9 protein-coding genes and 1 riboswitch are annotated in these 13,106 nt (G+C 67.6%); of the genes, 4 read left to right on the top strand and 5 right to left on the bottom strand.

The window, feature by feature from the left end; translation table 11 throughout:
* The coding region (locus tag ACXJKH_RS02235; protein ID WP_457318132.1) for an adenosylhomocysteinase at positions 1-1,158 on the bottom strand (1,158 nt) is incomplete at its 3' end.
* A gap of 80 nt (positions 1,159-1,238) precedes the next feature.
* A riboswitch (S-adenosyl-L-homocysteine riboswitch) is annotated at positions 1,239-1,325 on the bottom strand.
* Between the two features lie 126 nt (positions 1,326-1,451).
* On the opposite strand from ACXJKH_RS02235, the gene ACXJKH_RS02230 reads away from it, so the two are divergent.
* On the top strand, positions 1,452-3,977 hold the full coding sequence (locus ACXJKH_RS02230; protein WP_457318131.1) for a S9 family peptidase: 2,526 nt from the start codon (positions 1,452-1,454) through the stop codon (positions 3,975-3,977).
* Positions 3,978-4,109: 132 nt separating this feature from the next.
* Positions 4,110-6,821, top strand: a complete 2,712-nt coding sequence (gene ppc, locus ACXJKH_RS02225) for a phosphoenolpyruvate carboxylase (RefSeq protein ID WP_457318130.1) — start codon at positions 4,110-4,112, stop codon at positions 6,819-6,821.
* Positions 6,822-6,980: 159 nt separating this feature from the next.
* Here ppc and ACXJKH_RS02220 read toward each other — a convergent pair whose 3' ends face one another.
* Together ACXJKH_RS02220 and metK are read right to left on the bottom strand one after the other, a co-directional pair.
* Positions 6,981-7,481, bottom strand: coding sequence for an acyl-CoA thioesterase (locus ACXJKH_RS02220; protein ID WP_457318129.1), 501 nt, complete (start codon positions 7,479-7,481; stop codon positions 6,981-6,983).
* 146 nt (positions 7,482-7,627) lie between these two features.
* Positions 7,628-8,839, bottom strand: a complete 1,212-nt coding sequence (gene metK, locus ACXJKH_RS02215) for a methionine adenosyltransferase (protein WP_256774929.1) — start codon at positions 8,837-8,839, stop codon at positions 7,628-7,630.
* 312 nt (positions 8,840-9,151) lie between these two features.
* Between metK and ACXJKH_RS02210 the strand changes: the two genes are divergently transcribed.
* Positions 9,152-9,991 (top strand): UDP-2,3-diacylglucosamine diphosphatase, encoded by an 840-nt coding sequence (locus ACXJKH_RS02210; RefSeq protein ID WP_457318128.1) that lies wholly within the window; start codon positions 9,152-9,154, stop codon positions 9,989-9,991.
* A gap of 39 nt (positions 9,992-10,030) precedes the next feature.
* Entirely contained in the window at positions 10,031-11,113 is a 1,083-nt protein-coding gene (locus ACXJKH_RS02205) for a metal-dependent hydrolase (RefSeq protein WP_457318127.1), read from the top strand.
* A 72-nt stretch (positions 11,114-11,185) separates the two neighbouring features.
* Here the strand turns inward: ACXJKH_RS02205 and ACXJKH_RS02200 are convergent, their stop codons facing one another.
* Together ACXJKH_RS02200 and dusB are read right to left on the bottom strand one after the other, a co-directional pair.
* The gene (locus ACXJKH_RS02200; RefSeq protein ID WP_256774932.1) at positions 11,186-12,013 is read right to left on the bottom strand and encodes a class I SAM-dependent methyltransferase; all 828 of its coding nucleotides are present in this window, start codon (positions 12,011-12,013) and stop codon (positions 11,186-11,188) included.
* Between the two features lie 10 nt (positions 12,014-12,023).
* On the bottom strand, positions 12,024-13,016 hold the full coding sequence (gene dusB / locus ACXJKH_RS02195) for a tRNA dihydrouridine synthase DusB (RefSeq protein ID WP_457318126.1): 993 nt from the start codon (positions 13,014-13,016) through the stop codon (positions 12,024-12,026).
* Positions 13,017-13,106: the final 90 nt, after the last annotated feature.

Below are 13,106 nucleotides of genomic sequence, written 5' to 3'. Positions count from 1 at the left end.
GAAGATCGCGTTGCCGTTCGGGAACACGTACTTGTCCACCTGCGGCTTGATGTTGACGTGCTGCACGCCCGGGAAACCGACCAGCGCATCGACCTGGATTTCATTGTCGAAGTGGCCGATGTTGCAGACGATGGCCTGGTCCTTCATCGCGCTCAGGTGCTCGATGCGGATGATGTCCTTGTTGCCGGTGGTGGTGACGTACAGGTCCGCACGGCCCAGGGTGGATTCGATGGTGTTGACCTCGAAGCCTTCCATCGCCGCCTGCAGGGCGCAGATCGGGTCGATCTCGGTGACCACCACGCGGGCGCCATAGGCACGCAGCGAGGCGGCGCAGCCCTTGCCCACGTCACCGTAGCCGCAGACCACGGCGACCTTGCCGGCCAGCATCACGTCCATCGCGCGCTTGAGGCCGTCGGCCAGCGACTCGCGGCAGCCGTACAGGTTGTCGAACTTGCTCTTGGTGACCGAGTCGTTGACGTTGATCGCCGGGATCAGCAGGGTGCCGGCCTGGGCGAGCTGGTACAGGCGGTGCACGCCGGTGGTGGTCTCTTCGGAGACGCCCTTCCAGTCCTTGACCACGCGCGCCCAGTAACCCGGACGCTCCTTGGCCACGCGCTTGAGCAGGTCCTTGATGACCTGTTCTTCGTGCGAGGCGGCTTTTTCGTTGACCCAGTCGCTGCCGTTTTCCAGCTCGTAGCCCTTGTGGATCAGCAGGGTGACGTCGCCGCCGTCATCGACCACCAGTTCCGGGCCGGTCAGGGTGCCGTCGGGCAGGGTGAAGGTCAGTGCGTCCAGGGTGCAGTCCCAGTACTCCTCCAGCGACTCGCCCTTCCAGGCGAACACGGGGGTGCCCGAGGCGGCGATTGCCGCGGCGGCGTGGTCCTGGGTCGAGAAGATGTTGCAGGACGCCCAACGCACGTCGGCGCCGATGTCCTTCAGGGTCTCGATCAGCACGGCGGTCTGGATGGTCATGTGCAGCGAACCGGTCACGCGCACGCCCTTCAGCGGCAGGGTGGCGGCGTGCTTGCGGCGGATCGACATCAGACCCGGCATCTCGTGCTCGGCGATGTCCAGTTCCTTGCGGCCCCAGTCGGCGAGCTTGATATCGGCAATCTTGTAATCACCTTCGGTGGAGAAGGTCTTGGCAACAGCATTCATTCGTAAGCTCCGGTAGTGACGAGTCATGCTCGTCAAGCGAGATGTCGGCAACCAGACACCCGCATGACAGCACAACTCGCAATCGCCGGGCGCCGTTGGAACAATCCTGGCCACCGAGCCTGGCCGGCCGGACAGGGTCCGGAACGGTCGCAGCGCCCCTCGGTGGAGGGCCGCCCAGTATATCGCGGCCCGCTGCATTGGCATGAATCGGCAGCCGCCCCCAACCAACGGCAGGGGGGCGATCTGCGCCCGGCTGTTAAGGTCCGGGGTTTGCATCAGCATAGGGATCGAAGATGACACGCAATGATCGTCGGCGCCGCGCGCGCTGGAGCAGCCTGCTCGTGGGCATGGCGCTGTTGGCGGTTGCGCCGCTGGCACTGGCGGCACCGGCTGGCAAGACCTCCGCCTCGCAGGTGGTCGCGGCCAAGGGCGAGCAGGGCTACGAACTGCCCTCGGCCGCGCTGCAGGCGGTGGTCGATGCCCCGCGTGCACCGACCCTGAGCCTGTCGCCGCGCCGCGATATCGCCGCGATGCTGCAGACCCCCTCGCTGCCGTCCATCGCCGAGGTGGCCCAGCCGGAGCTGAAGCTGGCCGGGCTGCGCATCAACCCGGCCACCCACGCCTTCAGCCGTTTCAGCTTCGGCAACAAGCTGTGGTTGATGAACGTGGCCGACGGCAAGGAGCGCCAGATCACCGGCCTGCCGCAGCCGTTGTCGATCGCCACGCTGGCGTGGTCGCCGGACCAGCAGTACCTGGCCTTCAACCAGGTGCATGCGGCCAGCGGAGCCAACGAACTGTGGATCGTCGATGTCGCCGCCGGCGCCGCGCGCAGGCTGGTGGCCGATCTGAACACCGTCCTCGGCGATGGCTACAGCTGGCTGCCCAACAGCCGCGGGCTGCTGGTGATGCAGCAGCTCAAAGGCCAGGGCCCGGCGCCAGCGGCCGGGGGCATCCCGGCCGGTCCGGCGATCCAGCAGACCGAGGCCGATGCCGGGGTCCGCTCGATCCGCACCTACCAGGACCTGCTCAAGAACGAAGCCGATGCGCGCCTGTTCGATTACTACGCCAGCGCGCAGCCGGCGCGGATCGCCCTCAACGGGGTGGCCACGCCGCTGTCCACCGCCGGCGTCTACCTGGACGTGAGCGTCTCGCCCGATGGCCGCCATATGCTGGCCGAGCGCGTGCTGCGTCCGTATTCCTACCTGGTGCCGGCCGACGACTTCCCGCGCCGTATCGAAGTGCTGTCCGCCGCCGATGGCAAGCTTGAGCACACGGTCAGCACGCTGCCGCTGGTGGAAGGCCTGCCGACCGGCAACGACGCGGTGCCCACCGGCGTGCGCGACATCGGCTGGCGYGCCGACGCCCCGGCGACGCTGGTCTGGGCCGAAGCGCAGGACGGCGGTGACCCCAACCGCGAGGCCAGGGTGCGCGATGCGGTGATGATGCAGTCGGCACCGTTCGAGACACCGCCGGTGACCCTGGCCCAGCTGGGCAGCCGCTACGCCGGCATCCAGTGGGGGCGTGGCGACCTGGCCCTGCTCAACGAATCGTGGTGGAAGAACCGCGAAGTGAAGCAGTGGCGGATCGCCCCGGACCAGCCCGACGTTGCGCCGGAGCTGCTGTCCTCGCGCTCCTCGCAGGACCGCTACAGCGATCCAGGCAAGCCGGGCATGGTGCGCGACGTCAACGGTCGCTCGCGCCTGCAGATCACCGCCGATGGCCGCAGCATCTTCCTGTATGGGCAGGGTGCCTCGCCCGAAGGCGACCGTCCGTTCGTGGATCGCCTCGACCTCACCAGCAAGCAGACCACGCGCCTGTTCCACTCGCAGGCCCCGGGCTACGYGGTGCCGCAGGCGCTGCTCGACCAGGAAGGCACCTCCCTGCTGCTGACCCGCGAGTCGCCCGACGAGCCGTCCAACTTCTACGTGCAGTCGCTGGCCGATGCCAACACCGCGCCGAGGGCGCTGACCCGCTTCGAACACCCGCTGCCGCAGCTGCGTGGGGTGAGCAAGGAGCAGATCCGCTACAAGCGCAACGACGGCGTCGACCTGACCGCCACGCTGATGCTGCCGCCGGGCTACAACGCGAAGAAGGACGGCCCGCTGCCGCTGCTGATGTGGGCCTACCCGGGCGAGTTCAAGACCGCTGCCGCGGCCAGCCAGGTCACCGATTCGCCGTACCGCTTCAACGCGATCAGTTACTGGGGCCCGCAGGCGTTCCTGGCCAAGGGCTATGCGGTGCTGGTCAGCCCGTCGATGCCGATCATCGGCGAAGGCGACAAGGAGCCCAACGACACCTACCTGCCGCAGCTGATCGCCAACGCCGAGGCGGCGGTGGATGAAGTGGTGCGGCGGGGCGTGACCGACCGCGAGCACATCGCCATCGGCGGCCATTCCTACGGTGCGTTCATGACCGCCAACCTGCTCGCGCATACCCGCCTGTTCAAGGCGGGCATTGCCCGCAGCGGCGCCTACAACCGCACGCTCACTCCGTTCGGTTTCCAGGCCGAGGAACGCAATTACTGGCAGGCGCAGGACGTCTACCAGAAGATGGCGCCGTTCAACTACGCCGACAAGATCAAGGACCCGATCCTCTTCATCCACGGCGTGGACGACAACAACTCCGGCACCTTCCCGATCCAGAGCGAGCGCATGTTCGCCGCGGTCAAGGGCCTGGGCGGGACCGCGCGGCTGGTGATGCTGCCCAACGAATCGCACGCCTACCGCGCACGCGAATCGATCATGACCATGCTGGCCGAGAGCGAGCGCTGGCTGGAACAGACCGTCGGTCCGGGCAAGCCGATCAAGAAGCAGCGCTGACGTGATGTCCAACACTGCGTGGAGCCGGCCAGCGGCCGGCACTACCAGATGTAACTATTTGCGCGACGCAGCATTGACTCCGTTGTGGGTTAGGCTTGAGTGGATTCCGTTCCCGAGGCCAGTGCGTCGCAGATGAACGAGTACCGTAGCAGCATCGTGTTTGCCACTCCCGATATTCCCCTGCGCGACGACGTACGCCGACTTGGCGCACTCGTCGGCGACCTGCTTGCCGAGCAGGTGTCCACGCAGTTCTTCGATGATGTGGAACAGGTGCGTACGCGCGCCATCGCCCGCCGCGAAAGCGACGCCCCCTTGTCCGATCTCAACGATGCGCTCACCGGCCTGCCGCCGGCGCGCGCCGAAGCGATGGTGCGTGCCTTCAGCACCTATTTCCAGGTGGTCAACATCGCCGAGCGCGTGCATCGCATCCGCCGCCGCCGTGACTACCAGCGCGCCGGTACCGCCGCACCGCAGCCGGATGGCTTGCAGGACGCGCTGGTCAAGCTCAAGGCGCAGGGCGTCACGCTGGAGGAGCTGGCGCAGTGGTTGCCGCGCATCGACATCGAGCCGGTGTTCACCGCACACCCCACCGAGGCGGTACGCCGCGCGCTGCTGGAAAAAGAGCAGCTGATGGTCGCCAGCCTGGTCGACAACCTCGACGGCCAGCGCACGCCCGGTGAAGCGGCCGCCGATGCCGCACGCTTCCGCATGGCCCTCACTGCCTCCTGGCAGACCACCGATTCCTCGCCGGTACGGCCGACGGTGGATGACGAACGCGAGCACGTCGGCTTCTACCTGGTGCAGGTGCTGTACCGGGTGATTCCGGTGTTGTACGAATCGCTGCAGCAGGCCCTGCTGGATACCTACGGGCAGGACCTGCCGCTGCCACGGCTGCTGCGCTTCGGCACGTGGGTGGGCGGGGACATGGACGGCAACCCGAACGTGGATGCCGGCACCATCCGCAACACGCTCGATGCGCAGCGCCAAGCCGTACTGGGCCGCTACCAGAAGGACCTGCTGCAGTTGGCCAGCCTGCTCAGCCAGTCCACCGAGCGGATCGCAGTCAGCGATGCATTGCAGGCGCGCGTCGCGCATTACGAACAGCTGCTGCCGCAGGTGAGGTCGCGCCCGCGGCATGCCGACATGCCGTACCGCCTGCTCAACGACCGCATGCGCGCGCGCGTGCAGGCCACCCTCGACGATGCCGACGGCGCCTACGCCTGCCCGGAGGAACTCGAGCAGGACATCGAGCTGATCCTGGCCAGCCTGCATGCCAACAAGGGCGACCATGCCGGTGGCTTCGCGGTGCGCCGCCTGCTGTGGCGGGTACGTACCTTCGGTTTCCACCTGGCGCGGCTGGACGTGCGCCAGGAGTCCAGCGTGCATGGCCGCGCGCTGGCCAGCGTGCTCGACGGACAGGACGCCTGGGACGCCGCCGATGCGGTCACCCGCGCGGCGCGCCTTGCCCCGTTCGCCAGCGGCGAGCAGGCCCTGCCGGCCAGCAGCGAAGCGGGCGGGCAGCGTCTGGATGCGGTGTTCGCCGCACTGGCCGACGCACGCCGCCGCCACGGTGCCGACGCGCTGGGCAGCTACATCATCTCGATGGCGCACGATCGCAGCGACGTGCTCGCCGTGCTTGCACTGGCGCGCCGCGGCGGGCTGGTGGATGACGGTGGCGCGGTGCCGCTGGATATCGCCCCGCTGTTTGAAACCGTGGACGATCTCGGCCGCGGCACCGATACCCTGCGCGACCTGCTTGCCGACCCCGTGTACCGGGCGCACCTGACCGCACGCGGCGATGTGCAGATGGTGATGCTGGGCTATTCGGACAGCGGCAAGGATGGCGGCATCGCCGCCTCGCGCTGGGGCCTGCAGCGGGCGCAGGTGGAACTGCTCGAGGTGGCGGCCGAGAGCGGTATCCGCCTGACCTTCTTCCATGGCCGTGGCGGGTCGATCAGCCGCGGCGGTGGCAAGACCACCCACGCGGTGGATGCCTCGCCGCGCGGCAGCATCGACGGGCGCCTGCGCGTGACCGAGCAGGGCGAAGTGATCCACCGCAAGTACGGCATCCGCGCGCTGGCGCTGCGCTCGCTGGAGCAGTCCACCGGTGCGGTGCTGCGCTCCAGCCTGCGCCCGCGCGCACCGGAGCCGCGCGAGGAACAGTGGCGCCCGGTGATGGATCTGATCGCACAGAAGAGTGCGGATGCGTACCGCGCCTTCGTCGGGCAGAAAGACTTCATGCAGTACTTCCGCCACGCCACCCCGATCGATGTGATCGAGCGGATGACGCTGGGCTCGCGCCCCTCGCGCCGACTGGGCGAAGATGCGGCGTTGTCCAACCTGCGTGCCATTCCGTGGGTGTTCGCCTGGAGCCAGGCGCGCGCGGTGATCCCCGGCTGGTACGGCGTGGGCAGTGGACTGCAGGCCGCGATCGAGGCCGGGCACGCCGCGACGCTGAAGGAGATGGCGCGCGACTGGCCGTTCTTCAGCACCTTCCTGGACGACATCGCGATGGTCCTGTCCAAGGGCGATCTCACCATCGCCGAGCAGTTCTCGCGCTTGTCGGGTGGGCTGCATGACACGTTCTTCCCGCAGATCCAGCGCGAGCTGGACCTGACCGCCACGCAGATCCTGGCGCTGACCGGGCAGGACGAACTGCTGCAGCACGACCAGCGGCTGGCGCTCTCGATCCGGCTGCGCAATCCCTACATCGATCCGATCAGCGTGCTGCAGGTGGACCTGTTGCGGCGCTGGCGCGAGAGCGGGGGCGAAGATGACGACGTGCTGCGCGCGCTGGTGGCGTGCGTCAACGGCGTATCGCAGGGGGTACAGAACACCGGGTGATTCCCACCCTGGGTCTGTGGTCGGTCACCGGTAGTGCCGGCCGTTGGCCGGCTTCCTCCATCGCTGGGTAAGCGCACGATGTTGCAATGCGCGTGTGCCATGGATTGCCCAAGTGATTCCAGCATCGTGCAGCGCCGGCCAAGGGACGGCACAACCGGGTTACTCCGGGGACGGCGGGTTGGACGCCAGCAGCTCCAGGTGGCGCTGCTCCATTTCCTCGCGCAGCTGGCGGCGGATCAATGCGGCCGCGTGCCGGCGGCGTTCGTCGCTGGTTTCCATCTGCAGCGGCGGCACGGGCGTGGGCTTGCCGTCCTCGTCCACCGCCACCATGGTGAAAAAGCAGCTGTTGGCATGGCGCACGCTGCGCTTGAGGATGTCCTCGGCGACCACCTTGACCCCGATTTCCATCGAGGACGTACCGGTGTAATTGACCGAGGCCAGGAAGGTGACCAGCTCGCCGACCGCGATCGGCTGGCGGAACATCACCTGGTCCACCGACAGGGTGACCACGTAGCGCCCGGCATAACGGCTGGCGCAGGCATAGGCGACCTGGTCCAGCAGGCGCAGCACCGCGCCCCCGTGGACCTTGCCGGAGAAATTGGCCATCTCCGGCGACATCAGCACGGTCATGGACAGCTGGTTGGATTTGAATTCGGGCATGGCGGCAGTGTAGCGCCGGTTGCCCGCCCGGTAGAGCCGACCGTTGGTCGGCTGGGCGGGGTGCCCAAACGACGACGGGCCGCTTTCGCGGCCCGTCGTTTATTTCGATCAAAGGCAGCCGACCAACGGTCGGCTCTACCGATTGATTATTTCAACTTCGCATCTGCACGCAGAGCGGCGGCGCGGTCGGTCTTCTCCCAGGAGAAGGCGGTCGCGTTGACGGTTTCGCCGGCAGCGTTGAGGTAGCTGAAGTCCTTCGGCTTGCGGCCGAAGTGACCGTAGGCGGCGGTCTGCTGGTACATCGGGTGGATCAGGTCCAGCATCTTGATGATGCCGTACGGGCGCAGGTCGAAATGCTTGCGGATCAGCTTTTCGATCTTGTCATCGCTGATCTTGCCGGTGCCGAAGGTGGTGACCGAGATCGAGGTCGGCTCGGCCACGCCGATGGCGTAGGAGACCTGCACTTCGCAGCGGTCGGCCAGGCCGGCGGCCACGACGTTCTTGGCGACGTAGCGGGCAGCGTAAGCGGCCGAACGGTCGACCTTGGACGGATCCTTGCCCGAGAACGCGCCGCCACCGTGACGGGCCCAGCCGCCGTAGGTGTCGACGATGATCTTGCGGCCGGTCAGGCCGCAGTCGCCCACCGGGCCACCGATCTCGAACTTGCCGGTCGGGTTGATGTGGAACTTGGTGCCCTTGTGCAGCCACTTGGCCGGCAGCACCGGCTTGATGATCTCTTCGCGGACGGCCTCGATCAGGTCCTTCTGCTTCACGCCCGGGGCGTGCTGGGTGGACAGCACCACCGCGTCGATGGCCGAGACCACGCCGTTTTCATAGCGCAGGGTGACCTGGCTCTTGGCATCCGGGCGCAGCCAGGACAGCGGCGAGTTCTTCTTCTTGCGGACCTTGGCCTGCTGCTCGACCAGGCGGTGCGCCAGATGGATCGCGGCCGGCATGTAGCTGTCGGTCTCGTTGGTGGCATAGCCGAACATCAGGCCCTGGTCGCCAGCGCCCATTTCTTCGGGCTTCTTGCGGTCAACGCCCTGGGCGATGTGCGGGGACTGCTTGCCGATCAGGTTCAGCACGCCGCAGGTCGCGCCGTCGAAGCCGACGTCGGAGCTGTCATAGCCGATGTCCAGGATCACCTTGCGGGTCAAGGCTTCCAGGTCGATCCAGGCGCTGGTGGTGATTTCACCGGCCACGATCGCCACGCCGGTCTTGACCATGGTCTCGCAGGCCACGCGGCCCCGCGGGTCCTGGGACAGGATCGCGTCCAGCACCGCATCGGAGATCTGGTCGGCAATCTTGTCCGGATGGCCTTCGGAGACCGATTCGGAGGTGAACAGGTAGCTGGACATCAGGCGTAATATCCTTTGATTCGGATGGAAAGATGGGCGCGAATGATACACGGCAACCCGCGCCGTTGCATTGTGCGTCAGCACAGGTTGTCCCAGGTTAAGCCCGTGTGCCCGTCGCAGGGCCCGTTGTGACGGTATTGGGGTCCAGCGTCACCGCCCAGTGTTCCACCTGCGTGACAGTGGACCCTCGCCGCGGCTGCGCTGCGCGACAGCAGGGCCGGTCATCCCGCTGTCGTCAAACCGCCATCGGCCTGCAGTGGGACAGGCGCAGGCTTCGGCGCATCCGGCCGCCGGGCCTGGGGGGAGCACGCCATGCAGCAGCAGACGCAGTGCGACGCGAACGTTGGCAGGAGCGCGGTGGCGCGGCTGGCGCCGCATCGCCGCGCGGTATTCCTCTCCGATGTCCACCTGGGGTCGCGGCACTGCCATGCCGCCGAGCTGGCGCGGTTCCTGGCCGGCCTGCGCTGCGCGCGCCTGTACCTGGTAGGCGACATCATCGACCTGTGGTGGATAGCGCATCGCCGAGCTACCTGGCGACCGGCCCACGGCGAGGTGATCCAGGCGCTGCACGCGCTGCGCGCTGCGGGGACCGAAATCATCTACATCCCTGGCAACCATGATGCATCGCTGCGCAAGGTCTGCGGGTTGATGCTGCCGGCCATGCAGGTGCGCCGACGTGCCATCCACGTCACCGCCGATGGCCGCCGGCTGTTGGTGGCCCACGGTGACGACTACGACGGCGTCACCCACTTTGGTGGCCTGCAGGAGCAATTCGGCGACTGGCTCTATTACCGCATTCTCACTGGCAACCACCTGCTCAATGCCGTGCGCCGACGGCTCGGGTGGCGCTACTGGTCGTTGTCCGAATTCCTCAAGAAGCGCAGCAGCGCGGCCGAGCGGTACATCGAGCGCTTCGTGCAGGCCGGGCTGGACGATGTGCGCCGCCGCGGACTGGACGGCATTGTCTGCGGGCATATCCATCGTGCGGCGCTGGTCGAGCGCGACGGGTTGGTTTACGCCAACGACGGCGACTGGGTGGAAAGCCTCACTGCGCTGGCCGAGGACCCCGACGGCAGCCTGCGGCTGCTGGACCATACCGGTCACACGCTGGCGCAGCTGCCCGCTGCAACGCGGCTGCCCGAGGTGGCCTGACCGCTCCGCATGGGTCGGCCCGGCTGCTAGCATCGGCCGATGGACTCCTTTACCCAGATCGTATTGGGCGGCGCGGTCGCCGCCGTCATCGCCCCCGCCGGCCACCGCCGCGCTGCCCTGCTGGCCGGTGCCGCGCTCGGCACGCTGCCCGACCTGGATGCCCTGCTGCTCGGCTTCACCACCGCCGACCCGGTGGCGCTGATGACCGAACACCGCAGCTACAGTCACTCGCTGTTGGTGCTGCCGTGGGTGGCCGCGCTGATCTGGTGGCTGTTCAAACGCTTCGGCCATGGTCGGGTCGCGCAGGCGCCCGGACGCTGGTTCTGGGCGATCCTGCTGGCCTTGGTCACCCACCCCCTGCTGGATGCGTTCACCGTCTACGGTACTCAGCTGTGGTGGCCGTTCACCCCGCATCCGACGATGTGGTCCAGCGTGTTCATCATCGATCCGCTGTATACCGTGTGGCTGTTGATCGGCTGCGCGGTGGCGTGGTTCGCGCGCAGCCGCCCGATCGCACAGAAGGCGCTGGTCGCCGGGCTGGTCCTGAGCAGTGGCTACCTCGGCGGGTCGCTGCTGGCCAAGTACACCGTCGAACGCGAGGCCGATCGCGCACTGACCGCGATGGGCCTGGGCGATGCGCCGCGCTTTTCGGCGGCCACGCCGTTCAATACGCTGTTGTGGCAGGTGGTGGCCATGACCCCCAGCGGCTATGTGATCGGCGAGCGTTCGCTGGTGGCCGACCGGGGTCCCATGACCTTCAAGGGCTATCCCTCCAACGTGCAGGCGCTGCGCCAGGCCGAGGTTGCCGGCCTTCCGGCCGTGGCACGGTTGAACTGGTTCAATCGCGGCTTCATGCGTGCCCGGGTGGTCGATGGCCAGCTGCAGGTGAGCGACCTGCGCATGGGACTGGAGCCCGATTACACCTTCACCTTTGCCGTGGCTCGTGCAGACGGTGACGGCTGGTCGGCGATCCCTGTCAGGCAGTTGCGCCCCGTCTATGAAAGCGAGGAGGGCAAGGCGCAGCTCAAACGCCGGTTCGCCGGCCTGTGGCAACGCATCTGGACCGCACCCGGCACCGTCGATCCGGCCAGCGCGGACGCCATGCCGGGGTCGACGCGCTGACTGCTCTCCTCGCGCTGCGCAGCAACGCAGGTGCCGTACCCGGCCCGATCAACTGCCGATCGGGGGCGGGACTCAATACACCGTGGCACGTGCCTGCACGAACGAGAAGAAGAACACCGCGTTCGGATCGTTTTGCACCAGGCTGAACTCGCGACGCATGCCCGCCACGGTGTCCTGGTCGACCAGGCCCGCGTCCAGCAGTGCATCGGCAGCGGAGAGCAGCAGCTGTTCCCAGAACGCGATCATGGTCTTGCGCCGGGCCGGCTCGCGGTTGTCCAGGTGGATGGTCTTGATCTCGGTATGCACGTCGCGGAAGCCACCGGCCAGCAGCAGATTGCCGAGCTTGGCGCCGACGAACGGATCGCCACCATGGTCGTACTGGAAATCGTTGAAGGCCATCCAGTAGCGCCAGATGTGCGGCGAATACGGGTCGAGCAGGAAGGAGGCGTTCATCACCTCGGTGATGTACACGGGCGAGCCCGGGGCCAGCACGCGGCGTACCTCGCTGAGCACGCGCGCCGGTGACGGCACGTGTTCCAGCACCCAGCACAGGAACGCCGAATCGAACTCGCGCGCACCGAACGGCAGGTTGCCGGCGTCGGCCTGCAGCAGGGTGTAGCGCTCGCTGCACCAGGGCGTTTTTTCCAGGTTGCCGCGGGCGGTGGCCAGCTGCGACTCGCTCAGGTCCACGCCGGTGACGTGCAGTTCGGGGAAGCGGCGCAGCAGGATCTCGGTCTGCGCGCCGACGCCGCTGCCCACCTCCAGCAGGCGCTGCGCGCCGCTGTAGTCGATGCCGCTGAAGATGCTCGATTCGAACAGGCGGGCCTGGGTCATCAGGCGTTGCTGCTCGGTGCTGGAGAAGCCGTGCAGATAGGTCGGGGCGGCGATCGGCGGGGTCATGGGGGCAGGCTCAGGCGGCGGAGGACAACGGAACGCCGGCGGCGAGGGCGTTGAAGTAATCGGTGGTGAGGGCGATCTGGCTGGCGGGATCGTCGGCGCGGTTGACCACCGCACGGAAGGCGGCGTTTTCCGGTCGGTCCTTGGCGTACCAGCCCAGGTGCTTGCGCGCGATGCGCACGCCCTGGGGTTCGCCGTAGAAGTCGTGCAGCGCCTGCAGGTGGCCGAGCAGCAGGTCGCGCACCTCGATGAGCGAGGGCGGGGCGAGCAGTTCGCCGGTGGCCAGGTAGTGCGCCACCTCGCGGAAGATCCACGGGCGGCCCTGCGCGGYGCGGCCGATCATCACCGCATCCACCCCGGTCGCCGCCAACACGTGCGCGGCCTTCTGCGGCGAGTCGATGTCGCCGTTGGCGATCACCGGGATGCGCAGGGCGGCCTTGATCGCGCCGATGGTCTCGTACTCGGCGCTGCCGGTGTAATGCTGGTCGCGGGTGCGCCCGTGCACGGCCAGCGCGGCGATGCCGCTGTCTTCGGCGATATGCGCGATGCGCGGGCCGTTGCGATGGTCGCAGTCCCAGCCGGTACGGATCTTCAGCGTGACCGGCACATCCACCGCCTGCACCACGGCGGCAAGGATGCGCGCGACCAGGTCTTCATCACGCATCAGTGCCGAGCCAGCCCAGGCATTGCAGACCTTCTTGGCCGGGCACCCCATGTTGATGTCGATGATCTGGGCGCCGTGGTCGACGTTGTAGCGCGCCGCCTCGGCCAGTTGCTGTGGTTCGGTGCCGGCGATCTGCACGCTGATCGGGTCCGGCTCACCGGCATGGTCCATGCGGTGGATCGACTTGCGGGTGTTCCAGAAGCGCGGGTCGGAAATGGTCATCTCCGAGGCAGCCAGGCCCGCGCCCAGCCGTTTGCACAGCAGGCGGAACGGCTTGTCGGTGACACCGGCCATCGGCGCCAGCACCACGTTGGGCTGGATGTTGTAGGGACCAATCTGCATGTGCGCATTGTAGTGCCGGCCGCTGGCCGGCAACCGGGCAAATGCCGGAGATCCGGAGGCGTGTTCAGGCCGATCCGGARGGGACTGATG

It is taken from the genome of Stenotrophomonas sp. P5_B8 (assembly GCF_054049855.1).
This window is presented reverse-complemented; position numbering and strand designations above follow the sequence as displayed.

Excerpts from the sequence above, each read along its gene's own strand:
- ACXJKH_RS02220 (WP_457318129.1), bottom strand. The coding sequence starts at position 7,481 with ATGCCCGAATTCAAATCCAACCAGCTGTCCATGACCGTGCTGATGTCG.
- ACXJKH_RS02210 (WP_457318128.1), top strand. The coding sequence starts at position 9,152 with ATGCAGCAGCAGACGCAGTGCGACGCGAACGTTGGCAGGAGCGCGGTG.
- ACXJKH_RS02200 (WP_256774932.1), bottom strand. The coding sequence starts at position 12,013 with ATGACCCCGCCGATCGCCGCCCCGACCTATCTGCACGGCTTCTCCAGC.
- ppc (WP_457318130.1), top strand. The coding sequence starts at position 4,110 with ATGAACGAGTACCGTAGCAGCATCGTGTTTGCCACTCCCGATATTCCC.
- ACXJKH_RS02205 (WP_457318127.1), top strand. The coding sequence starts at position 10,031 with ATGGACTCCTTTACCCAGATCGTATTGGGCGGCGCGGTCGCCGCCGTC.
- metK (WP_256774929.1), bottom strand. The coding sequence starts at position 8,839 with ATGTCCAGCTACCTGTTCACCTCCGAATCGGTCTCCGAAGGCCATCCG.